Source organism: Coprococcus comes ATCC 27758 (assembly GCF_025149785.1).
GTDB lineage: Bacteria > Bacillota > Clostridia > Lachnospirales > Lachnospiraceae > Allocoprococcus > Allocoprococcus comes.
This window is the reverse complement of the sequence record NZ_CP102277.1, coordinates 457,059-479,450: the sequence shown is the minus strand read 5'-3', so window position 1 is coordinate 479,450 and position 22,392 is coordinate 457,059. Positions and strand designations below refer to the sequence as shown.

The window sequence follows — 22,392 nt, the reverse complement described above, 5'->3', positions numbered from 1 at the left end:
CAATATTTTTCTACAAAAAAGTTGACTCTGAGTCATTTTGATTTTATAATAAAGATAATTCAAAGGAAAAGAGGAATGAATCATGGGAAAAGTAGATGAAAACAAGCATCAGAAAATGGATGCTCTCTTTCAAAGCGCATACGATTTATTTCTGAATCAGGGAATTGAGAAAACATCAATCAGCGATATAGCAAAAAAGGCCGGAGTTGCGAAGGGAACATTCTATTTATATTTTGCAGACAAATACGAGATACGCGACCGGCTGATCGCACGGACAGCCAGCCGACTTTTCCAGAGAGCACACAAAGCTCTGGAGACAGCCGACATCCCCGAATTCGAAGATAAGATTATTTTTATTGTAGATTACGTTTTAAATGCCATGCAGAAAAATAAACTGATTCTGAGATTTATCTCTAAGAATCTCAGCTGGGGCATTTTCAGACAGGCTATCACCAATAATATGCAGGATGATGAGGGTGAAATTCTTGCATATTTTAGTAATATCCTTCTGGATCATCCGACAATCAAACTTCGTGCGCCGGAAACTATGCTGTTTCTGATCATAGAACTTGCAAGTTCTACTTCATACAGCACGATTCTGGACAACGATCCGATGTCGTTTGAAGAATTGAAGCCATATCTTAACGAAAGTATCCGCGCGATCATCCGCAACCATATTATCGAAGATACCGCAGAAAATTAAACAGCAAAAGTCCTGTCAGAATCTGAATATCGAATCCGGATTCTCAACAGGACTTTTCTATATCTTCTTTCCCTGCCAGCTTTACTTTTGACAGTTTTCTTCAATTTTCAAAACCTTAACGCTTCTCATTTTTCCGCATTTTCAGCTTCAGCATTGCAGTAACCTTTTTCGCATCCAGCTCCGTCACATTATTTTCTCCGAGTACATCTGTCTCAATGCCCTCTTCACTTTTATTGATATCCAGAATTTCTCCCAGATGTTCATTTTCTACCACAAACTGGCCAACTGTACCACTGAATTTCAGCCCAGTTACCGGAATTCCTCTGATTTCCATCTGTTCAGCCGTATTTGCGAAATCTACGTCACTGTTTCCCCATCCATCGGACGACAGGATAACTCCGTCTGCCCGCATAGCTTCCGCCCATACTGCCGCACGGGTTCCAACAAGCAATTTATCTGTATTATCATCCGGCGTTCCAACAATTATGATTCCCATCAGATCCAGATCTTCATCCGATGATACCACATCAAGAAGAGGATCCCTGAAATGGTGTAGTGATGTTTCCTTTGTCGATGGTCCAATTCCCATAATCGCACCTCCTACTGCATAGAACGGATAATTCCGTCACGATATTCGTTTGGTGTAACGATCACCGGCATATTTCCCATATCAATGATCGAGCGACCGTTTTCAGTTCCCGAAGGCTCTTTTGCAAATAACGAAGTATCGTACATCGCACCCTGTCCGGCAACCTGTTTTACGATCAAAACACGTTTTTTTCCTGGGCGAACCACATCATGGTACTCATGTCTCTCTGTGCAGAGATCGCCCCTGAACTTCTTCATCTGTTCCCGGAAAATCTGGATAAACTCGTCACAGGCATGGTGAGCTGCAAGTACACCTTCTCTTTCCTGTCCCATTCCAGGTTTCAGAACAACATCAAATGACACAATATAATCATCATCCCCCGGAGTACCCGCACGGTTCAGATACAGCTTCTCTTTCAGATTGCCTTCACTGGACCCAAATTCGTGTGCCTGTTTTCCGTTTTCATCTACACCGGTAAGGATTACATAAACGCCGGTGAGCGTATGCGTAATCCCGTCCCCAATCTTTCCAAGTACTTTGGTCGATATCGGAATGATATCCATCATCGTATTGGTATAGCGGTCATGTTCTCCCGGTCTTATAATCTGTACATCTAATTTGGAAAGTTGTGGATATTTCAGTAAAATTTCATCCAGTATTTTCTTCTCGATCGTCATCTTTCCAGATGCTGTCACTCTATTTTCTCCGCCTTCTTCCACCTCAGTAATATGGAAAGCTTTGATCACAAGCCGGCGCAGATCTATTTCTTTCTCCATATAATCATCCTCAATTCTAAATTGAACCCAAATGCGCCCTGGCACATTTGAGGCACGTAGCACCTTTATCTAACAGGAAATTTTATCAAAATATCCAGTTAAATAAAAAGGACATCTCCGGCAAATCAGAGCTTTCGCCCCAATCCTGCCGGGGATGTCCCCTTTTTACTATTTGATTATACTTTCGCTACATATTCAAACGGCAGCGGAACAACTTTTCCTGGAGTATCCAGCTTCACGAGCTGTTCCAGAGTTGCTTTTACGATGCCTGTCTGCATCTCAACGTTGTGTGGTTCACCAGCGTTAGCTCCCATAGGAACACGCGGAGCAACCGCACGTGGGGTACCGGTCTGACGAACAACCGGCGGAAGCGCAGCAATAATAATTGTAGGAATTCCTGCGGCTTCAATCGCTCTCTGCACCAGAACTGCAGAGCGGTGGCAGGTACCTCAACCAGCGGTGAGGATAACTGCGTCTACGCCTTCCTCTACAAACATCTTTGCAATGGCAGGACCAGTTTCATGTTTGAATTTTTCCTGGTTTCCGCCACCACCCATGAATCCAGCATGTACCGGTGCACATGCTTTGATAAATCCTTCTTTAGCAAGCTCATGGATACGGTCAATCGGGAACATACAGTTGATGTCTTTGTTTACATCACTGTTGTCATATCCACCGTGAGATACCATTAATTCATCTGACGGCATTTTATCTGTTATTTTTCTCCAGGTAAAGTCACCGGCAAGGTTGAATCTCTTCTGATCCTTGTGGTGCACACCTGCTGCTGTGGCGAGGGCAATTGTCATATCCTTCAGTTCTTTTTTCACCGGAGCCCATACTGGCGGCGGAGTTACCGGAACAAAGATTTCTGACTGAAGTCCTTTAACAACGGTCAAACTCATGTCTATTTCCTCCTGATATAATTACACTTCATCATTCTTCTTATGAGACTTCATTTCTTCCTGACGTCTCTGATACGTCTGCAGGTTACTAACATATTTTTCATTGGCGTCCGGTCCAAGCTGTTCGACAAAACTCATATTCCATCCAACTTCCTGTCCTACCACTAATGGATAATCCGTAATCAGCATTCTCATCGGGATTTTCAGATAACCTAATCGTCCCTTCAAATCGATTCCAACACATCCATCATGGATCTCTACGATTACGCCTTCCATATAGATGATCTTATCGCCATATTTCATAGTCATTCACCTTAATCGTATTTTTCTTTTCTCTTCTGGCTCATCGGCAGTGACTGCTCGTTCTTAACCAATTCAATTGTTCTGTCCATAGTCTTTGAAATCAGTTCGATGTTATTTGCTTTTACATTCGGATTCCATTTTCTTTCTGCCTTCTTCACTTCTTCTCCAGCCATTCCAGCTTTCAACATAGCAAGTGCACGGATTGCTTCTTCCTGGCAAAGCGTGTTGCAGGCAAGAACTTCGTTCTCGATTCCTGATTCAGATTTGTTGTTATCTACCATGTACTGCATGTATTTGTTTCCAACTACAAGTGCTCCCTGTACTGCGCAGAATGAAAGTCCAACAACCGGAATTCCTCTCATACCGATCTGTTCGATATGGCTTGCGAAATCGATGTGGTTGTTACCAAATCCTTCTGTTGTAACAAATGCACCATCAACATCAAGAGCTTCTACCATCATACCAACACGTTTTGATACATAGAATTTCTCTGTATTGATCTGTGGACTACCTACAAAGATAACACCGCAAAGGTCAACTTCTTCATCATGGAGAGTTTCAAGAACCAGTGGTTCTCTCCAGTAATGTCTTGACATTTCTTTTGATGCAGGTCCGATACAGGTAAGTGCATGGATACATCCGTCAAGTACTTCCAGTGGAGATGCCATGATCGGTACGTTTCCAAGGTCAACGTTTGGTCTTGCACCAAGTACTCCGACTGGTTCCATAGGAAGAATCAGGTTGTCATGCATAGCACCCTGTCCCATGATTTCTTTTACGATAACGACTTTCTTCTTACCAGGTCTTCTTACCTGATTGAATGTCTCTGTATCTACTACAAGGCTTTCGTCTTCTACTTTCTTCAGAGCTTCACGGATTTCCTGTGTGATCACGTCTGTTGCAGAATGTGCAGCAAGCGGGCCAGGTCTTTCCATGTTGGTTCCTTCTTTGATAATAACTTCTGTCTTGATGAAGATTTCACCTTTATCAGGAGCTCCCGGACGTCCCCACATGATATTTTCATCCAGGTATCCTTCGGAAGAACCGAATTCGCCAATCTGAACACCATTGTCGTCTGTTCCGGTAACCATCATGATAACGCCATCAAGTACTCTTGTTGTACCTGTACCGATTTCGTCTTCGCCCTCTTTTGTAGCGATCGGCTGTACGTCCATGATTGTATTAGAATAAGTATGGTACTGATCCGGTGTAATGATATCAATCTTTAACTGATGAACCAGTTCCTGTGAAGCAACTGCTTCTTCTTCAATTCCTTCTCGGATGTAAAGAGTTGTTCCTTCGATCTTTGTCTCCGGTCCACGCTTTACTTCTGTAATTTTATAATGCTTTCTGGTAACGCTTCTTACGACTTTCGGTTCCAGCTCTTTTGTCGGTGTTGCGCCTGAAACCACGCCTGCCGGTAATTCTACCTCTGCCGGTACTTCCGCTACTGCAACACCGTTATTAAAACCCATCGGCATTTCGATATCGATATCTTTGCCTTCTCCAATGTGGATTTTTAACACGCCGCCAACTTTCTGTACACTTGCTGTAGGATTTGCAGTAACTGCTGGTGCTTCTTCTTTCACTTCTTCTTTTGCTTCTTCAGCCGGTGCTTCCTCTGCTGCAGGTGCTTTTGCGCCTTCAACAAGATCAGCTGTAAGTGGTGTAAGAGAATCGCAGGTCTTAACAAGCTTTGCTCCAAGTACCTGTTCGATTGTAAGTGTTCCATCAAGTTTCAGAAGTCCTGAATCTACCAGATCATCAAAGATAGCCGGATCTTCAAGGTTTGCAGCCTGGATTGTAATGCCGCCTTCTGCTCTACAGCATAATACTGCAGGATCTTTTGCATGTTCTTTTGCGGTTTCCGCTGTAATTGACATAATAATTTCCTCCTTGTTAATTTAACAATAACTCAATTAACTATTTATACACTCACCGAAGTGAGGTATCAACTTATCTATTTACCTTCCGGTAACTGTTCTACCTGTTTTGAAACACGCAGATATCTGTAAAGTGGATGTCCGATTGTACGCATTACATGGTCTGTCTGGTGGAATACCTTAAGTCCCATTTTCGGTGCTGATCCCATTACTGTATTTGAACAGTCTGAGCAGTTACCAATAATAATGTACTCGCATCCATCCTTCTTGAACTGAATATTATTCTTAGCCTGTCCAGGACAGTTTCCAGGTCTTTCGCATTTAAGCGGAGCTCCCGGTTTGTTTTCAATTGCCTGTTTACATCTGGCTACTGATTTCACTACACCATTCATCTTCTGACAAATATCTCTCATACGTTCTTCGCTACCACCGCAGGCACATACCAAAAGACCTACACTTGCACCATGAAGATCCGGGAAATCAATTGTAACAATGATTCCACCAGTTGTCTTTGTGATCGGTGCATCCTCTGTAGTAGCATGTCCGGTAAATGGACCACCCATGATGATTTCCCCATATACACCATCAATACCGCCGGCACGTTCAATCATTTCCCCAACGCTTGTGCCGACCGGTACATCCATAAATACATGTGGCTCATTACCGCCATTGATCTTACCGATAACAGTAAGGTTCTTAGAAAAGCATGGCTTTCTCTCTTCAATTGCTTCCGCAACTCTTGCAAGAGTTTCTACATTACAAACAATTGCATTCGCTGCTGACGGAAGCTGTGTTGTATTCAGTTCGATTCCAAGACATTCTCTTACAACCGCACGTTCTTCTCCCATCGGATAAATATCCGGAAGTAAGTGGATCGTAATCGCCTCTTCATCTTTTAATGCCTCGCGCAGTGCCTTTACTGCTTTTTCATTTTTCTTCTTAATTGCAAAAATAGCTTTTGATGCATTGGAAATCTCCATGCAGTGTTTTACTCCGCGGATAACTTTCGCACAGTCATCTTCCAGCTGCTGAATGTTATGACGAAGTCCAGGCTCACACTCCGCTGCATTTACAAGGATATATCCTCCCTGCAGATCTGTTCCGAGTTTTACACCTGTCGGGAATCCGGCGCCACCCATTCCGACAACACCTGCCGCTTTTACCATATCAAGCTTGCTGCCTTCCGGAATCTTTACATATTCATCCTTCTGTTCTTCATCCGGCTTGATGATGATACGGTCTTCCAGTACGTCTTCTACCACACCATATGCACTTGAAAAAATATTAGCTCCAAGGCCTGTCGGTGTTGCAATCAGAGTCCCTTTTTCTACTCTGTCTCCGGCTTTTACAACCGGTGCACAAGGAGCTCCTACATGCTGACGCAGCAAAATCTGTAAGTTTGCCATGTCTCTTCTCTTCCTTTCTCCTCTACGTCGAAATCTATATCTTATCTTGTCCTACGCGTATTTGACTATAGTTTAACAAATAGATATATTTTTTTCAATAGCATTTATAGATTTTCACTTTTCATGTTGGACTCAATACTAGAATCTAGTCTAGTGATTGATCTGTACTATAGTCTATATGATTTTACTTGAAAATTCAATATCTTTTTTATATATAATCTATTTATTTTTTTCATCGGTTCTGTCTGATTTTTACAGATTGTCTATTTTTTCTCATTTTACTTATCTGCATTATCTATAAGTATTCTTGCCAAGAGGATTTACGTCAAAAAAGAAAAGCCACCGTACTGTTTCCCCAAAAACAATACAGCAGCTTTTCTCTTTATCTTTTTAAGGCTTTTCGCCCAAAAACCTCTCTTTTTGGCGAGGGCATGTGGGAATCGAACCCACCCAGGACGCTCCTAACGCCCCACACTGGTTTTGAAGACCAGGAGACACACCAGTTATCCATCTACCCCCATATATTGATTATTCCAATCAAGCTTATTTATTATAGCAAATTACCATTGACTTTTCAAGTGTTTTCGTACATAATATTTTTAAAGAAAACTGAACTGCATACTAGACTATGGTCTGGTCTTTCAACTAAGGAGGAATATTAAAAATGGAAATCAATCCAAAACTGAATCTTGACGCATTTGAGGCATCTTTCCATGCGATCGACACACATACAGTTGGGGAATTTACAAGAATCATTACATCAGGTTTCCCGAAGCTTGAAGGGGATACAATGATCGAACGTAAGAACTTTCTTGCAAAACATTACGACAAATACCGTCAGGCTCTGATGTTTGAGCCACGTGGACATCATGATATGTTTGGTGCTCTTCTGACAGATCCAATCCACCCGGAAGCTGATTTTGGTGTGATCTTCATGGACACTGGAGAATATCTGAATATGTGCGGCCACGGAACAATCGGTTCGGTTACAGCAATCATCGAAACAGGACTTGTTCCTGCCGTAGAACCTTATACAGAAGTTGTTCTGGATGCTCCTGCAGGAATTATCCGTACCAAAGCAGAAGTCAAAAATGGAAAGGTACTTAATGTAACACTTACTAATGTACCGGCTTTCCTTTACAAAGAAAACCTCACCACAGAAGTTGATGGCAGAGAAGTTCACTATGATATTTCTTTCGGCGGAAGCTTCTTCGCACTTGTTGATATCGAACAGTTCGGATGGCACGTAGATCCACAGTCAATCCCACAGCTTACCGATTTCGGTATGAAGCTGATTGAAAAGGTCAATGCCGAAGTAGAGATCCAGCATCCGGAACTTGATATCACAACTGTCGACCTTGCAGAGCTTTATTGCTCTACCGATACTCCTGGATGTGACAAACGTAATGTCGTTATCTTCGGAGATCATATGGCTGACCGTTCTCCTTGCGGAACCGGAACCAGCGCAAAGCTCGCCACCCTTTACAAAAAAGGTGAAATCAAAGTCGGACAGCCTTTCGTATATGAAAGCTTTATCGGCTCTCAGTTCAAAGGCGTAATCTTAGATACTACAAAGGTTGCCGACTATGATGCCGTTATTCCGCAGATTACTGGAAGTGCTTATCTGACAGGGGAAGCTACTTATGTGATCGATCCAGATGATCCGCTAAAATATGGCTTCAAAGTAGGCCGTTAAGTCAAAATCTTTCAGGAGACAGAGCTATGTATATGGCTTTGTCTTCTTTTTTTGTAAACAAATTACTTTCTTGTTATTTCATGTCCATTCTGCTATAATAAAAAAAGATTACTATTTTCAAAGGAGGGGAATTTTCATGCCAAAGAAAAGAAGTTCCACCAAAAGCCGTATCATAAAAGCTGCGTGGAATCTATTCTACAAGCATGGTTATGAACAGACCACTGTTGATGAGATCATCTCGGCTTCTAAGACCTCAAAAGGAACCTTTTACCACTATTTTAAGGGAAAAGAAGCTCTTCTCAACACACTTTCTTATCTGTTTGACGAAAAGTATGAAGAGCTTGCAGGAATCGTAGATCCGGATCTTTCTGCTTATGACAAGCTGTTATTTTTTAACCATGAACTATTTCATATGATTGAGACCAGTGTCGATGTCGGGCTTTTAGCCTCCCTCTACTCGTCCCAGCTGATCACCAAGGATAAGCGCTCCCTTCTTGAAAACGATCGTTACTATTTTGTGTGGCTCACTGAGACAATCAGCACTGCACTGAAAAATGGAGAATTCAACGGCACCAGTACTGCCGATGAACTTCTGAAGATTTATGCAATGTACGAACGTGCTGTTCTTTATGACTGGGCATTATGCAAAGGCAAGTATTCTCTCACCGCATACAGCGACAAGCTTCTCCCACACGTACTTGACCAGTTTGTAGAAGGATTTTAATTCTGTCATTTTTTCATTGACAGTATAGACACCCTTCTGCACATGGATCATCGCACTACAATCGAGTAGGCTGACTCCTACTCGATTCTTATACTTTGTACATCATCTCGCTTAACAGCTCGATGATGTACATTCGTCAAATGCAGATCCTTGTGCAAGCACAAATCTGCACTTGGCTCATCGTATACACAAAAAGACCAGAACCCGCCCCACTACCAGGGCATTCTGGTCTTTTTCTTTTCACTGCCGCACTTTTCCCTTAAGCACTGCACTCTATTCTTCAATCAGGAAGCTTTCCTGTTCGATTCCCTTTCCGGTTTCAAGAAGCTTTTCTTTTAACTCCTCCAAAAGCGGAACATTTACCTTTTCCAGCTTTTCCATCGTCTCTTTCGAGATTGTTTTCGCATATTCTTCGTATTTCTCGTAGGTCTCCACATCCATCTGCAATGGCTTTATTCCCGGGAAAATATGCTTCTGGATATATTCAAAAATCCGGATTCCACCGTAATCCATATCTCCGCTGTGGAATACTTCCACGTCTTTTCCTTCGATCACTCTCTGCAGCTTCTTCAGAAATTCTCTTTCAAGTGGTGAAAAATATCCATGACTGTAGATATAAAGGATCTCCGGATCATATTCCATCGCAAGGTAATTCGTCTTATTCTCGATCGTCACGATTTTTTTCAGTGCCGGCTGCTCTACCTCAACCATTGCATGCTTGACTGTCTGGCTGTTCAGCACAACTCCATATGTAAAATCGGAAAGATCCACTCTTTTTGCTTCTGATCCTTTCCAGATCTTCAGTTTAAGCGGTCCTTTAACTGCCAGTTCCTGGGAATTTTCTTCGATCAGCAACTGCTCCAGAACCGTCTGGATATCCATATCTGCCGTAATCTCCGGGCAATATCTCCTTGCAGCCGTCACCACATTTCGTTCCATCTCCCGCTCGAAGATCTTGCTGTCCTTCAGATAGCGTTTACTGAAAATCCGCTTCATCATCGGTTCTTCCAGAGAGTCCAGTCCCCGGTAACAGTCCAGATATTTTTCCAGCTTCTCTATATTTTTCGGCAGATCACCTTCTGCGATCCGCTCTTTCAGCTTTTCCAGATAATTCTCGATCCATTCTTTCTGAAAGCCTTCCGAAAGCTCTTGGTCAATCATACGTATATAATAATTTACCTTCGCCTGCTTCGGCCAGTATTCTTCTCCACTTTCGCTGTCTGCAAGACGGTAAAAATCCGGAAGATGCTCTACCTGATATGCTACAAGCTCTACATCACTGTCTGGGACAATCCATTTTTTCACAGTCAGAAGTCCTGCTCTTTCCAGACGCTGCACCTCTTCGATCAGCTCTTCTTTCCCACAGGCATCATAATCCTCCTGTGTGATCCGAAGAGTCCTCCCTCCAGTCACTCCTTCCCGCCAGTCTCGGCTGCTGTTCTCACATCTTTCTATAATCCTGTCTACCAGATACATTTTCTATCACCCCTGTTCTTCCTCATCCGCAAGCTGTGCGAACTCGGTTTTTTCAAATTCCTGAATTGATATATGCCGTTTATTCGGGTTGGCATATACAAAGGTTTTATCAACATTTTCCAGATAATTCTGGATCTTATCATTTGTGGCACTGATGATCGCCTGGAAACCAAGTCCACGGATCAGCGCAATACAGCTTGCCACCTTCTCGGCATCCATTTTTGAAAATGCCTCATCCAGAACGACCAGTCTGAGTGTCGGATTCCTGTGGATTTTCGGGGAAAGATTGATCCTGTAAATCTGTGCAAAGCTTGCAAGAAGTGCAACATAAAGAGGATTTTGTCCTTCTCCTCCGGAATTCTTGCGGATCATCTTGCCAAGACCGATTTTCATATCTTCCTCACCCTGGACGATCTGCTGCATATCAAACGAAAGATAAGTACGGTAATCCGCGTACTTGTCCATATTTTTCTTTGCCTCTTCCAGTTCCTCATGGGTAGCATTTTCCGGTGGGATAAATATGCCGATCAGTTCATTCATCATATCACCGTAGTTTTCTTCATGCTCCATCGTGAACAGATTCATCTGGTTCTCAATAGAACCTGAAAGCTGTGCCGGATTGATCTGCAGGGTATCATCCATAAACATCTTATAGTACTTTCCGTCTGCACCCTTATTCTTCGTGATCACAAACTGGTACTTATCTTTTCCGAAATCCAGCCGGCTGATGATCCGGTTCAGCTCATCTCTTCTCTGATAGGCCTCGCGGATCGCACTGCGGATCTTGAAAACAAAGTCATCCTTGAAGTGCTCGACCGCTGCCTTTGCCTGTTCATTCGCTGCCTGCCGGTAGGTTTCCAGATTATCACACGACAGGCTTTCCAGAAGCTCCTGATAAACCTTATTATCTTCTTCTACCACTGAAAAATTACGCTGCGTATATTTTTTGGTATAAGCACTGCGGGCTGCCACCAACTCCTGATAGATTTCTTCTTTTTTCTTTCCAAGCTGCTGCAGCTGCCTTGCACTTGCCTCTTTTAAATAAATATAGTTTCTGCTTTTCTGTGCTTCCAGATACTCTTCAAACTGCTTCTCAAACCTTTCGTTTTCCTGAAATTCTTTCTGGATTCCAGAAAGTGCAAATTCCGACTCTGCAATACTGTTTCTGAATTTTTCGATTTCTTCCCCGTTTTTCCAGATTTCTTTCTCTGTCTTCGTGATCTCTTTCTGCTTTGCATCCCGTCTTTCCTGCACTTCTTTCATCTGTGCTTCCAGAGTATCGACTGATTCTGCACGCAGTTTCTGCAGCTTTTCAAGTAAATCTTTCTTACGGGTTTCTTTTCCCTTTATCGCCTTTGCATCCAGGATCTGACTGATATAATCCTCTGTCGGAAGTGGCACTGCTTCCAGTTCCAGAAGTTTCTTTGCCTCTTCCACAAGTGCCGCAAGTGGAAGCCTCTTCTCCTGAAGCTCATCACAGTGCTTCTGAAGCTGCCGGATCCTCTGACGGAGACTAATCTCTCCGATATAAGCACGTCTCGTATAATTTTCCGGATTAATATGCTGCAGACGATAGCTGTGATACAGCATACAGTCCGGTGTCACACCAATCCTGCACTCCCTGAGTTCCTCAATGTTCTCACATTTCATGACATTCCCAAGAAAGAAATTGATGTAAGACTGCACGTATTTTTCTTTTGCTTTTACTTCTTCTGCAAGAGCGCCCTGCCGGACAATGTGCTCTTCTTCCATAACCTTTTCCGTATCCAGAATTGCAGCACGGAAGAATTTCTTCTTATCCATCTCCTGATAAATATCCATTGCCGCTTTTGCGTATTTCGGCTCTACGATCAGCAGAAGTTTATTATTTCCCATATAACCTTCCACTGCATTGTGCCATCTTTCATCCCGGATTTCCAGAAGATCTGCGAGGATCTGCACGGAAACAAATTTTCCACAATTCTCCTGCAACCGGTTCTGTAGTTCCAGCCTTGCTTCTTCCAGCTCTTTTGGATATGCTTTTCTTCCCTGTTTCAGCTCTTTTAGCTCTTCTTTGGCTTCCCGTTCTTCTTTCTTGATCTGACGAAGTGTACTGTCCGTATCCCGACGTTCTTCTTCGATCTCCGCACGCATCTGTGCGATATTTTCTTTCAGCCTTGTAAGTTCGCCCTCCGAAATCGTACCGGCTTCAAATTTATCAATATCCCAGATGGTCTGGTTGGACGTAATCTCCTGTTCTTTCCATGCTGCAAGTCTCTGTGCTGTCTTTGTGAGACTCGCCCTGCTTTTTCCCAGATGTTCCAGAGTCTCGTTAAGTCCTGCAAGTTCTGCTTCCAGTGCTTTATAACCACTGTTATTCAGACGAAGTAACAGCTCCTCATGCTCCTTTTGCAGTTCTCCACTCTGGCGCATCAGCTCGGCTTTCGTATGCTCCTGTACCTTGATACCTTCTTCTCTGGTTTTAATCTTATCATGGAGTCCCTGGATGTCCGCCTGCAGCCGGAGCATTTCCAGACGGGTAAGACGGTAGTCACATTCCCTGCTTTTTTCTCGCTTATCATCAAAATCCTGATAGATTCCATCGATCTTCTTCAGTTCCTCAATCTCTTCCATCGTTGACTCAATTTTGCTGCGCATTCTGCCATACTGCATGATACTTTCTTTCAGATCCTCAATCTGGATATCCTGTTCCATACAGATATATTCTTTTACAAATTCTTCCAGCTTGATATTCATCCGAAACGGGATTGCCCGCTTAAAAAGACGTGGGAACTTTTCTTTATCCAATCCGCCCAGATACACATCATAAAGCTGACGGCGGAAACGCTCATTGCTCGGTCCGCAGTAGAATGCCTCTTCACCAAAGGTACGCTGCAGATATTCTCTTATTTCCACAGTAGAAAGACATCTCTTTTCTCCCCGGTAAGCATTCGCAAGCAGACCGCTTCTGTGCCAGAAAAACAGGCGGTTGATCTCATTTGTTGCTGTCTCCACGTCAAATACAACGCCCACGCACTGTTTCTCATGGGTTCTCGTCTGTTCCAGCTCGATTACGATCGTACTGGAAAAATTCTTATTTCGCAGATACTGGGACTCATTATTTTCACTGATGTTTACCATTCCGCGCAAATACTCGATCAAGGTACGGTCGGAATCATCTGCTGCCGCTTTATTAAAAAATCCACGTCCGTCCGTGTTAGCATAGAGTACAATCTGAATTGCATCGATAACCGTTGATTTTCCACTTCCGGAATGCCCGGTGAAAAAATTGATTCCTTCACTCAAAGTCAGTATTTTTCTGTCTATATAATGCCAGTTGTTCAGGCAGATTTTTGAAATCGCCCAGAACGGCTGCCTGTTATCCAATGTTTCCAAGAGTCTCCTCCTCTTCTTCCCGGCTGCTTCCAAATGATTCCAGAACTTCTCTCACCGCATCTCCCTGCAATACTGCATGGATACACGGATAGATCAGAAGTCTTGTACTTTCATTTAACTCTTCCAGTACATCCAATGGCTCGATCATCTGGTATTTTTTCAGCATGGCAATAGTTCTTTTCATCTCGGTCGGTGACGGGATACTGCGAAGCACGCGAAAATCTCCTGCTTTTCCGTTGAGTGCCCCCAAGGTTGTCACAATCTGGCTGCTCGACGAAACCAATGCCATCTGCTCATCATAGATCAGTTTCAGCAATAATATGTAAATAGTCGCAAGACGCGGAAGCTTTTCTCCCCAGACCATCTCATCCTGAATATAGATCAGACCCAGATGTACATTCTCGCATAACGTAATGCCGGCAATCTGGAAATACATTTTCAGAAAATCAATGTGCTTTTCGCAGATACGGTACTCTCTCTGATACTGGAGTCTGCCCGCACGCTTGTCAAACTTCCTCTCCAGAAGAAATGTCTGTCTATAGAGAAGCCTGATCACATCTGTCAGATCTTCCTGTTCTTCCTGCGTAAGCTGCTCAAAATATTCTATCATTCATTCTCTCCAATTTTGTCTTCTTTTTCTATAAATGTCTTCTTACAAACTTCAGTGCAGGATAACGGTATCCGTTCTTTTCAATCGTCTCCGCATCCTCTTCCAGCGTTTTATATTTGCTGTTCTTACGGGTACTTAAGTCATATGCTAGAATCAGCTTTTCAAAATCCTCCTCTGATGTAAGGGAAAGTTTTTCTGTATCCAGCACATCTTTCTCTATATGCTCTTCGATAAATTCTTCAATCTGCTTTTTGCTGAATCTGCGCTTGATCCGGTTCAATCTGAGCACATCTTCCTTGTCCAGATCATCCACTTCTTCTTCCGGTGCCATCTGACTTACAAAATCCTTCCGGTTTTTTCTTCGCTTATAAAGAGATTTTTCTGACAGGATTTCGACCAAAGACAGATTCATCTTCTCCCCCGTCTTTTGAATGACCTCTTCATAGTCATCCTCTGCCATCCGGTTCAGGAGCTGAATAACCAGTCCCTTCGTGTCGCTCTCTCCGCTCAGAAGATAATTCAGTCTTGTCACCGTCGCACGCACATATTTGCTGTGCTCCTTATCCATATTGGAAATGCGGTGCTCGATATCATCAAAGCCTCTCTCGATCATATCCAGAAGTTCCAACACATCTTCTCCCGTATCTCCGGTTGCACGAGCACGCTCACGGATCTTCTCGATCCATTCCTCATCATCCCGCATCTGACGCAGACATTCTTTGATATCTGTCTTATAGATATAAAAATTATCCGAAGTCTTCAGGATATGGTATTTTTTCCGGACAATCTCTTCCACATATCCGTCCAGATGCTCTTTCAGAAGATCCCCGTAAAACTGCTGTTCCAGAAGCCTTGCAAAAAATTTATCCATGTTATGCAGCATATCCTGTAGTGCTTTGTTGAGCCGTCTGGTATTGATAAGTGCTGTCCGGAGCATATTCAGATTCACCCTTGGATCATTTTTAAACGAGAACAATGTCGCATAGACATTCTGGATATAGATCTCTGTCTCCTCCAGGTCCTCCGTAGAAAGCCGCTCAAAGGCATCCACAAATATTGCTGCATAATCCGGAATTACGATATTCGTCACCAATGTATTATAATCTTCAATTTTCTTCAGCCATCCTTTTCGGATCAGCCAGTTCAGAATCCTTGCCGACGGAGTCTCCAACATATCAAACTCAGTCTCATCTTCTTCTCGTTTAAGTTCGATCTGTTTCTTCATATACAGATCCCGAAGCACCTGAATACAGACTTCCCTGGTCAGGAAATAATTGCTGTACTGGTATTCTTCATTGATCGCCATCAAAGCCTCAATGTATGTCTCTCTGTTCACAGAACGAAACAGACTCCAGAAACTCTCCGGAATTTCAAAACGTAACTGCATGCCTTGCCTTTCTGTAAATTCATAAATTTTTCCATTATCTATAAGTATACCATATTCTAGTCTCTAAATGGAAAAAACATTGTAAAAAAGCATTACGAAAAAGTGCTGCAAAACCGATCACTCTCATCGGCTTGCAGCACTTCTTCATAACGAGACCAAATATCTGGCAGAATATTTGATTATTATTTTAATTAAGCAAGTATGGGTTCCATATTTTTCAGTATGACTATTTGATAAATCCAACCTGTTTGCTGATTATCTCATACTGTTCGTCTTTTCTCTTATTGTAGATTACTTTTCTTTCTTCAAAGAGGTTGTTTCCTTCTGTATCGATGGATACAATCAGTGGTCCAAACTCTTTTACGCGGCAGTTCCAGAGCGTTTCCGGCATTCCGAGATCTCTCCACTCAGCTCTTACGATCTCTTCAACCTCTGTTGCTGCTACTACGGCATTACCAGCCGGGAATACACAGTGGATTGCTCCGAACTCTTTACATGCACGTTCGGTGTTTTCTTTCATTCCACCTTTTCCGATGATCACACGTACACCAGATTTCTGTACAAATTCATACTCGAATTTTTCCATACGCATACTGGTTGTCGGTCCTACGGAAACCATCTCGAATTTGTCATTTTCCAATGGACGGATGATCGGTCCTGCATGGAAAATTGCGTTGTTTCTTACATCTACAGGAAGTTCTCTTCCTTCTTCTACCAGACGGCGATGAGCAACATCACGGCATGTTGTCATACTTCCGTTCAGGTAAATGATGTCTCCGATTTTAATGTCTTTTAAGTCCTCTGCTGAAATTGGTGTTGTTAAAATTTTCTTTCCGTCTTTTACTTCTACCATTATAATTCCACCCCCGAATGTGTTGTGATTGTGTAATTAAGGTCCTTGTCAAATACAATGTGTCCTCTTCTGTGACTCCAACATCCTACGTTTACGGCCACACCGATTGCAGATGGATGACGTGCTGTATTTTCGATGTTAACACCCATTACTGAGTATTTTCCGCCCATTCCCTGTGGTCCAAGGCCGATTGCGTTGATTCCGTCTTCCAGAAGGTTTTCCATCTTTGCAGCTCTTTCGTTAGCATTGTGAGAGCCGATCGGACGCATCAGAGCTTTCTTGGAAAGCAGAGCTGCTGTTTCTACAGAAGTTGCTACACCTACACCTACAAGAAGCGGAGGACATGCATTCAGTCCGTAGCTTGTCATAACATCGAGAACGAATTTTGTTACACCTTCGTATCCTTCACCTGGCATCAGAACCATAGCTTTTCCCGGAAGTGTACATCCGCCACCTGCCATGTATGTGTAGATTTCACATTTGTCAGAGTTTGGAACGATATCCCAGAATACGGTCGGTGTTCCTTTTCCTACATTCTTTCCTGTGTTATATTCATCGAATGTCTCAACGCTGTTGTGACGAAGCGGTGCTTCGAATGTAGCCTTTACTACTGCTTCTTTCAGTAATGCTTCCAGATCATCGATCAATGGGAATTTTGTTCCACATTTTACCCAGAACTGAAGGACACCTGTATCCTGGCAGCTTGGTCTGTTAAGAGCTACTGCGAGTTCCTGGTTACGGAACATGGTATCGTAGATTACCTTAGACAGCGGGCTGTCCTCTTTCTCTCTGAGTTCCTGAAGTTTTGCGATGACATCATCTGGAAGTTTTTTGGCAACGTGTGCAATGAACTTTGCCATGTAATCTGTAAGCTGTGTTACCTGTTCTTCTCTAGACATTTTAAAATCCTCCTCTTTTTATATTGCATTTAATTTAATTACTTTGTTATCCCTTCTTACGGGAAGAATGGATAGAATATCGGAAGTAAGATCATACTTACTACGGTGGATACCAGAATCAGCGGCACACCTGCTTTTGCATAATCTTTAAATGTATATCCTCCGGCTGTGACAACCATTGTGTTTGCCGGCATTCCGATCGGTGTTGCGTATGCGCATGATCCTCCGATGACACATGCCATAAGTACTGCGCTTGGGTCTGCTCCCATTCCCTGTGCGATTGACACAGCGATTGGTGCCATAAGTGCTGTTGTTGCTGTATTCGACATAAAGTTGGTAAGTACACAGCACAGCATGAAAATTACAAATGTAAGTACATAAGGTGACGGGTTCTTTCCAAGAAGTCCGATTACTTTGTCAGCAATCAACTCTCCTGCCCCTGTCTGATCAAGTGCTGCTGCAAGGGAAAGTGTTCCACCGAACAGGAAGATCGTCTTCAGATCGATGGAAAGAAGTGCATCTTTCTCACTGATAACTCCTGTAAGGATCAGGGCAATTGCTCCGACGCAACCCGTTACACAAAGCTTGATTCCGATCTGTTCTTCAAAGATCATTCCGAGAAGTGTAAGAATCAGAATAACCAGGGAAAGTGTCTGTTTCCACTTTGGTACATTGCTGAAATCCTGTACCTCATCATAAATGCTGTCTCCAGATGCATCTGTCTTGTTCGGAAGAAATTTGTATCCGATCAGTGCGAAATAAATGATTCCGACGATCAGGATCGGTACACCTACTTTTGCATAATCGAAGAATCCAAATTTCAGTCCGATGCTTTCCATCTGTGACTGTGCGATCATGTTACCCGGGGCTCCGATCAGAGAAAGGTTACCTCCCATCGCTGCTGCGAATACAAGCGGCATCAGAAGTCTTGATCTTGAATATCCCGACTTTGCTGCGATACCGATGACTACCGGGATCAGAATTGCGGCTGTTCCTGTGTTGGAAAGGAAACCGCTCATCACGCCTACGATGACCATAATCGCAACGATCAGCTGCTTCTCTGTCTTGGCGAAATGTGTTACAACTCCCCCTATTTTGTTTGCCATTCCTGTTTCAAAAAGTGCGCCACCTACAATGAACATCGCAACAAACAGGATGACGTTGCTGTCAATGAATCCTGAAAATGCTGTCTTCCAGTCCAGAACTCCCGTGACTACCAGTCCCACACAGACAATCATGGATGTCAGTCCCAACGGAATTTTCTCCCACATGAACATCACGATCGCAAACAGCAGGAACAATAATGTGATAGTTACCTGACTCATTTTGCTACCTCCTCATTTCTCTTTTTAGTTTCTTTTCTGGATGTCTTTTATTTGATATCTGATTTTTGATATCTGATTTTGTATCCAAATCTTGATTTTAATATAATTCATTGACACCAAAATGTCAATTACTTTTTATCATTTTGGCGGATAGCATAATTCTGCATATTCTATTTTGTATATTCTGACTAAGATTCTTCTGTCATATTGCACGAAATGAAATTTTTTGCAAATAAAAAAGACTTCAAGAAGTATCTATACTCTCAAAATCTTTTTATGTTCTGTGTATATCTTTTATTTTCTTACACTTATCTACTTGTAATACGTCAGCATATCATCGCGGCTTCGCATGATATGCGCATACATCTCTTTTTCTGCCGCTTCGACATTATGCTCCTGGAGTGCTTTTAGAATCCTTCCATGCTCTTTGATCGATACCTTCGCATAATCACCTTCTGAAACCATACTTCCCATAGAAAGTCCGTTCCAGAGTTCGGAGATCATTTTTTTCATCTTTCCATTACCTGCCGCACTCCAGATTTCATTGTGAAATGCACGGTTGAGATCCGTGTATTTCTGGGATTCCCCGTTTTCCAGTGCCTCACAAGATTCCTGATAGACATCTTCTATTTCCGCAATATCTGTTCCCGGTTCTGCTGCAAGCTTTGCTGCCGCACTCTCGAGGATCGCGCGGAGCTGATAATGTTCCCGGATATAGGTTTCCGTGATTCCAAGGACGACTGCCCCTTTATTCTTCCGAAGCTGGATCAGCCCGTCCCTTGCCAGAATCTGAAATGCTTCTCTTACCGGCATTGCCGACACATTTAGCTGAGATGCCACACTGTCGAGTGAAAGGATCTCTCCTTCTTTCATTTGCCTTGATAAAATTGCTTTTCTAAGCTCCGCAGCAACTTTTTCCTTCGCTGACGGCATCTTGATCGGTTTTAAACCATTCATCTATTCTTCCTTCTTTCTTCCTTCACCTGCTCTGCCAGAAGCAATACCCATCTGTCAATCTCACTATTGACCGCTTTTGCAAATGTTTTTGTATATTTTTCCGCACCATTTAATGCACCTGCTATCTTTTCGCAGATTGCCTTTTCTGTCTCTTTTTTTCCATCCGTCTCTTTACATTTTGTGGCAAACCGGATATAACACTCCGAAGCATTTTTCAGCAGATTCGTCAGATATCCATTCTCCATCTGTGCAAGAAGCAACTGGTCCGGTCTTGTTTCCGTCGAAAATACTTCCTTTTCCTCTGTTTGACTTTTCATATTCAGGACATGCTGAACCGCTTTTTTGAGGATTTCTCCGATCATCTCAAAAATCAGTTCTATCTGCTCTTCATCCAGCTCAACCGTATAAATTCTTTTTGTTGCCAGCCTCACGATCAGCCCCTGACTCTCCAGAACCTGAAATGCTTCACGGATCGGGATTCTGGATGCTCCAAATACCTCAGCAAGCTCTTCCTGCTTTAACTGGCTTCCTCCTTCTATCCTGCCCGCCAGAATTTCATCCGCAATCTGTTCTGCCATATAATCGCTCAACCGCTTTTCTGATAATCCTTTCATCTTCCCCTCCACCATACCGCAGTTAATTAGTAGGATATACTAATAATGTATCCAAAATCAGTCTAAATGTAAAGAATTATTTTTCTTGTTCCACGAATATTCTCAGTAAACGGAAAAAGGAAACCGCAAAAATGATTCCGATTCCTCATCTTGCGGTTTCCTCGTTTTACCTCTTCTTATACCATACACTCGTGGATCTCTTCTTCTTCAAGACCGATTCCCTGCATGACATTTTTCAGTTCTTCCCTGCATTCCAGTGGTGCGCACCAGGAAAGCCCGCATCCTGCTGAAATACTTCTCGGCACCGGAATCATACGTCCCTGTGCACCAACTTTTTTACATTCTTTTTCCATCGCCATCGCATCCGCTGTTGTATGGAATGTGATAACCAGCTTTAACTCTTTTTTTCTCATTATTCAATCACAATTTCAAATTCAGAGCCCTTCTCGGTAGAAGTTGCCTTCTTTCCTTTGTCCTTCGCAAACTTCTCGATATTAGTCTTCTGGTGAGGTTCGCTCACAAGAACCTTGATCGGTCCGTTTGCATTCTTCAGTGCCTCTGCAGTAAGCATCAGCGGTTCCGGACACGAAAGTCCTCTTGCATCTACTTCTTTCATATTTTTTACCTGCCTTCCTAGCATATCATATTTCTTATGGATTATCCATCTATATCTTGCAGTTTCTGACTATTTTGCCTGCTCTCTTTTGTTTGTAAATGCAATGATAAAGCATGCGATAATACAGATAATACAAGCAACTTTTCCATTCGGCGTTACGGCTCCTGCAACGAGTTCGCCTGTCTCTGCATTCATAGCTGTTCCGCTTGATGCAAGTCCGAAGTTATGGCAAAGTGCTGCTGCAAAGAACATGCCAAGTACAGTAACTGCTGAATCAGAAGAACCCTGTCCTGCAAGGATCAGCTGGCGAAGCGGGCATCCGCCGGCAAGAACTGCCGCGAATCCTACTGCATACATGCCAAGAATATTCCACAGATGGTTGGAATGTGCAATGATTCCAGGAGTGTTAAATCCAAGTACAAATCTTCCTGTTGCCAGATTGAAGATCAGCATTACTACAAAAAGACCTGCAATAATTGTAAGAAGATCAAAGTTCTTCATTAAGATCGCATCACGGATTCCGCCGGCGAAGCACATTCTTGATTTCTGAGCAAGTGCTCCGAAAATAAGTCCGCCGATCAGTGACATGATAATTGGTGCATGAAGACTTCCAGGACCTGCTTCACTTGCTTTGAGAAGTGTTGAGCAGGTTGCAAGGATCAGAATACCAAGCATCAGTACCGGAAGCACTGCTCCACTTTCTTTGTTTGTCTCATGCGCACGTCCAAGGCTGAAACCATTTTTGAGTGCAAATGCTCCGGTTCCAACTCCAAGTACAAAACCGATCAGTGCTACCCATGCATTCAGGTCACCTGCTGACATACGGATCACCATACGGAGCGGGCATCCAAGGAAAATCAGGGAACCGATCATAATTACCATACCAAGGATAAAACGGATCATCGGTGAAGATCCTGCTGTTGAACGGTATTCTTTTGTTGCCACTGAAATAATAAATGCTCCGATCACAAGACCGATGATCTCCGGTCTTGCATACTGCACAACTTCGGCCTGGTGAAATCCCAGAGCTCCTGCCGTATCACGGATAAAGCAGGCAATACAGAATGCCATGTTTGCCGGATTACCAAAGTAAGCCAGACATGCAGCTACAAGCCCACACAGAACCCCCGCAAGTGCAAGCTTCTTCTTTGAATCTGATAAATTCATTTTTCTTCCTCCTTCGTCTTTCTCTCATTCGTCATTTTGACTATTAAAGACTTTTTTGTTACCCTATAATTATATCTTTTGCACAACTTCTTGTCCAATTCATAATTAAAATAGACCGATATATATATTGA

General features: G+C 43.0%; 21 protein-coding genes and 1 tRNA gene. 3 read left to right on the top strand and 19 right to left on the bottom strand.

The annotated features are described in order from the left end of the window. Positions 1-82 precede the first annotated feature (82 nt). Positions 83-703: a TetR/AcrR family transcriptional regulator gene (locus NQ556_RS02525; protein WP_008372509.1), complete on the top strand. Its 621-nt coding sequence runs from the start codon at positions 83-85 to the stop codon at positions 701-703. Positions 704-818: 115 nt separating this feature from the next. Here NQ556_RS02525 and NQ556_RS02520 read toward each other — a convergent pair whose 3' ends face one another. From NQ556_RS02520 to NQ556_RS02490, 7 genes are all read right to left on the bottom strand, one after another. Next, on the bottom strand, positions 819-1,292 hold the full coding sequence (locus NQ556_RS02520; protein ID WP_008372507.1) for a glycine/sarcosine/betaine reductase component B subunit: 474 nt from the start codon (positions 1,290-1,292) through the stop codon (positions 819-821). Positions 1,293-1,303: 11 nt separating this feature from the next. Then, positions 1,304-2,068 carry a proline reductase cluster protein PrdD gene (gene prdD / locus NQ556_RS02515; protein ID WP_044999019.1) on the bottom strand — a complete coding sequence of 255 codons (765 nt, stop codon included), beginning with the start codon at positions 2,066-2,068 and terminating at the stop codon, positions 1,304-1,306. A gap of 176 nt (positions 2,069-2,244) precedes the next feature. Beyond that, positions 2,245-2,970 carry a D-proline reductase (dithiol) protein PrdB gene (prdB, locus tag NQ556_RS02510; protein WP_082421153.1) on the bottom strand — a complete coding sequence of 242 codons (726 nt, stop codon included), beginning with the start codon at positions 2,968-2,970 and terminating at the stop codon, positions 2,245-2,247. A 21-nt stretch (positions 2,971-2,991) separates the two neighbouring features. Further along, positions 2,992-3,273, bottom strand: a complete 282-nt coding sequence (locus NQ556_RS02505; protein WP_022220196.1) for a CBO2463/CBO2479 domain-containing protein — start codon at positions 3,271-3,273, stop codon at positions 2,992-2,994. Between the two features lie 11 nt (positions 3,274-3,284). After that, entirely contained in the window at positions 3,285-5,156 is a 1,872-nt protein-coding gene (prdA, locus tag NQ556_RS02500) for a D-proline reductase (dithiol) proprotein PrdA (RefSeq protein WP_008372497.1), read from the bottom strand. A gap of 77 nt (positions 5,157-5,233) precedes the next feature. Beyond that, positions 5,234-6,562: a proline reductase-associated electron transfer protein PrdC gene (gene prdC / locus NQ556_RS02495; protein ID WP_008372495.1), complete on the bottom strand. Its 1,329-nt coding sequence runs from the start codon at positions 6,560-6,562 to the stop codon at positions 5,234-5,236. 421 nt (positions 6,563-6,983) lie between these two features. Further along, positions 6,984-7,081: transfer RNA gene (locus NQ556_RS02490), tRNA-Sec, on the bottom strand. Between the two features lie 145 nt (positions 7,082-7,226). On the opposite strand from NQ556_RS02490, the gene NQ556_RS02485 reads away from it, so the two are divergent. After that, positions 7,227-8,258 carry a proline racemase family protein gene (locus NQ556_RS02485; protein ID WP_008372492.1) on the top strand — a complete coding sequence of 344 codons (1,032 nt, stop codon included), beginning with the start codon at positions 7,227-7,229 and terminating at the stop codon, positions 8,256-8,258. Between the two features lie 136 nt (positions 8,259-8,394). Then, a complete protein-coding gene (locus NQ556_RS02480; RefSeq protein WP_008372489.1) occupies positions 8,395-8,982 on the top strand; it encodes a TetR/AcrR family transcriptional regulator in 588 nt (195 codons plus the stop codon). A gap of 273 nt (positions 8,983-9,255) precedes the next feature. On the opposite strand, the gene NQ556_RS02475 is transcribed toward NQ556_RS02480, so the two are convergent. The 12 genes from NQ556_RS02475 to yedE form a co-directional block, all read right to left on the bottom strand. After that, the gene (locus NQ556_RS02475) at positions 9,256-10,458 is read right to left on the bottom strand and encodes a Wadjet anti-phage system protein JetD domain-containing protein (RefSeq protein ID WP_008372488.1); all 1,203 of its coding nucleotides are present in this window, start codon (positions 10,456-10,458) and stop codon (positions 9,256-9,258) included. A 6-nt stretch (positions 10,459-10,464) separates the two neighbouring features. Beyond that, positions 10,465-13,833 (bottom strand): ATP-binding protein, encoded by a 3,369-nt coding sequence (locus NQ556_RS02470; RefSeq protein WP_330609764.1) that lies wholly within the window; start codon positions 13,831-13,833, stop codon positions 10,465-10,467. Continuing rightward, complete coding sequence (locus tag NQ556_RS02465; RefSeq protein ID WP_008372479.1) at positions 13,817-14,443, bottom strand: DUF4194 domain-containing protein; 627 nt, start codon at positions 14,441-14,443, stop codon at positions 13,817-13,819. The genes NQ556_RS02470 and NQ556_RS02465 overlap by 17 nt, the downstream gene beginning before the upstream one ends. A 28-nt stretch (positions 14,444-14,471) precedes the next feature. Continuing rightward, complete coding sequence (locus tag NQ556_RS02460) at positions 14,472-15,830, bottom strand: Wadjet anti-phage system protein JetA family protein (RefSeq protein WP_008372477.1); 1,359 nt, start codon at positions 15,828-15,830, stop codon at positions 14,472-14,474. A gap of 226 nt (positions 15,831-16,056) precedes the next feature. After that, positions 16,057-16,683, bottom strand: coding sequence for a L(+)-tartrate dehydratase subunit beta (gene ttdB / locus NQ556_RS02455; protein WP_008372475.1), 627 nt, complete (start codon positions 16,681-16,683; stop codon positions 16,057-16,059). Next, on the bottom strand, positions 16,683-17,582 hold the full coding sequence (gene ttdA / locus NQ556_RS02450) for a L(+)-tartrate dehydratase subunit alpha (protein ID WP_008372474.1): 900 nt from the start codon (positions 17,580-17,582) through the stop codon (positions 16,683-16,685). Before ttdA ends, ttdB begins: the two co-directional genes overlap by 1 nt. A 56-nt stretch (positions 17,583-17,638) precedes the next feature. Next, entirely contained in the window at positions 17,639-18,907 is a 1,269-nt protein-coding gene (locus NQ556_RS02445; protein WP_008372472.1) for an SLC13 family permease, read from the bottom strand. Positions 18,908-19,219: 312 nt separating this feature from the next. Beyond that, positions 19,220-19,864 (bottom strand): GntR family transcriptional regulator, encoded by a 645-nt coding sequence (locus tag NQ556_RS02440; protein ID WP_022220206.1) that lies wholly within the window; start codon positions 19,862-19,864, stop codon positions 19,220-19,222. Beyond that, a complete protein-coding gene (locus tag NQ556_RS02435; protein WP_022220207.1) occupies positions 19,861-20,478 on the bottom strand; it encodes a GntR family transcriptional regulator in 618 nt (205 codons plus the stop codon). Before NQ556_RS02435 ends, NQ556_RS02440 begins: the two co-directional genes overlap by 4 nt. A 176-nt stretch (positions 20,479-20,654) precedes the next feature. Further along, positions 20,655-20,891: a DUF3343 domain-containing protein gene (locus NQ556_RS02430; RefSeq protein ID WP_008372464.1), complete on the bottom strand. Its 237-nt coding sequence runs from the start codon at positions 20,889-20,891 to the stop codon at positions 20,655-20,657. Then, positions 20,891-21,094 (bottom strand): sulfurtransferase TusA family protein, encoded by a 204-nt coding sequence (locus NQ556_RS02425; RefSeq protein ID WP_022220208.1) that lies wholly within the window; start codon positions 21,092-21,094, stop codon positions 20,891-20,893. Before NQ556_RS02425 ends, NQ556_RS02430 begins: the two co-directional genes overlap by 1 nt. Before the next feature lie 69 nt (positions 21,095-21,163). Beyond that, positions 21,164-22,261: a YedE family putative selenium transporter gene (gene yedE, locus NQ556_RS02420; RefSeq protein ID WP_008372461.1), complete on the bottom strand. Its 1,098-nt coding sequence runs from the start codon at positions 22,259-22,261 to the stop codon at positions 21,164-21,166. Between the last annotated feature and the right edge of the window lie 131 nt (positions 22,262-22,392).

What these genes read in the sequence shown, in the direction of transcription:
- NQ556_RS02485 (WP_008372492.1), top strand. Translation starts at nt 7,227, where the DNA reads ATGGAAATCAATCCAAAACTGAATCTTGACGCATTTGAGGCATCTTTC.
- NQ556_RS02525 (WP_008372509.1), top strand. Translation starts at nt 83, where the DNA reads ATGGGAAAAGTAGATGAAAACAAGCATCAGAAAATGGATGCTCTCTTT.
- NQ556_RS02475 (WP_008372488.1), bottom strand. Translation starts at nt 10,458, where the DNA reads ATGTATCTGGTAGACAGGATTATAGAAAGATGTGAGAACAGCAGCCGA.
- NQ556_RS02435 (WP_022220207.1), bottom strand. Translation starts at nt 20,478, where the DNA reads ATGAAAGGATTATCAGAAAAGCGGTTGAGCGATTATATGGCAGAACAG.
- NQ556_RS02465 (WP_008372479.1), bottom strand. Translation starts at nt 14,443, where the DNA reads ATGATAGAATATTTTGAGCAGCTTACGCAGGAAGAACAGGAAGATCTG.
- NQ556_RS02445 (WP_008372472.1), bottom strand. Translation starts at nt 18,907, where the DNA reads ATGAGTCAGGTAACTATCACATTATTGTTCCTGCTGTTTGCGATCGTG.
- NQ556_RS02440 (WP_022220206.1), bottom strand. Translation starts at nt 19,864, where the DNA reads ATGAATGGTTTAAAACCGATCAAGATGCCGTCAGCGAAGGAAAAAGTT.
- ttdB (WP_008372475.1), bottom strand. Translation starts at nt 16,683, where the DNA reads ATGGTAGAAGTAAAAGACGGAAAGAAAATTTTAACAACACCAATTTCA.
- prdA (WP_008372497.1), bottom strand. Translation starts at nt 5,156, where the DNA reads ATGTCAATTACAGCGGAAACCGCAAAAGAACATGCAAAAGATCCTGCA.
- ttdA (WP_008372474.1), bottom strand. Translation starts at nt 17,582, where the DNA reads ATGTCTAGAGAAGAACAGGTAACACAGCTTACAGATTACATGGCAAAG.
- prdD (WP_044999019.1), bottom strand. Translation starts at nt 2,068, where the DNA reads ATGGAGAAAGAAATAGATCTGCGCCGGCTTGTGATCAAAGCTTTCCAT.
- prdC (WP_008372495.1), bottom strand. Translation starts at nt 6,562, where the DNA reads ATGGCAAACTTACAGATTTTGCTGCGTCAGCATGTAGGAGCTCCTTGT.
- yedE (WP_008372461.1), bottom strand. Translation starts at nt 22,261, where the DNA reads ATGAATTTATCAGATTCAAAGAAGAAGCTTGCACTTGCGGGGGTTCTG.
- NQ556_RS02460 (WP_008372477.1), bottom strand. Translation starts at nt 15,830, where the DNA reads ATGCAGTTACGTTTTGAAATTCCGGAGAGTTTCTGGAGTCTGTTTCGT.
- NQ556_RS02425 (WP_022220208.1), bottom strand. Translation starts at nt 21,094, where the DNA reads ATGAAAGAAGTAGATGCAAGAGGACTTTCGTGTCCGGAACCGCTGATG.
- NQ556_RS02505 (WP_022220196.1), bottom strand. Translation starts at nt 3,273, where the DNA reads ATGAAATATGGCGATAAGATCATCTATATGGAAGGCGTAATCGTAGAG.
- NQ556_RS02480 (WP_008372489.1), top strand. Translation starts at nt 8,395, where the DNA reads ATGCCAAAGAAAAGAAGTTCCACCAAAAGCCGTATCATAAAAGCTGCG.
- NQ556_RS02430 (WP_008372464.1), bottom strand. Translation starts at nt 20,891, where the DNA reads ATGAGAAAAAAAGAGTTAAAGCTGGTTATCACATTCCATACAACAGCG.
- NQ556_RS02520 (WP_008372507.1), bottom strand. Translation starts at nt 1,292, where the DNA reads ATGGGAATTGGACCATCGACAAAGGAAACATCACTACACCATTTCAGG.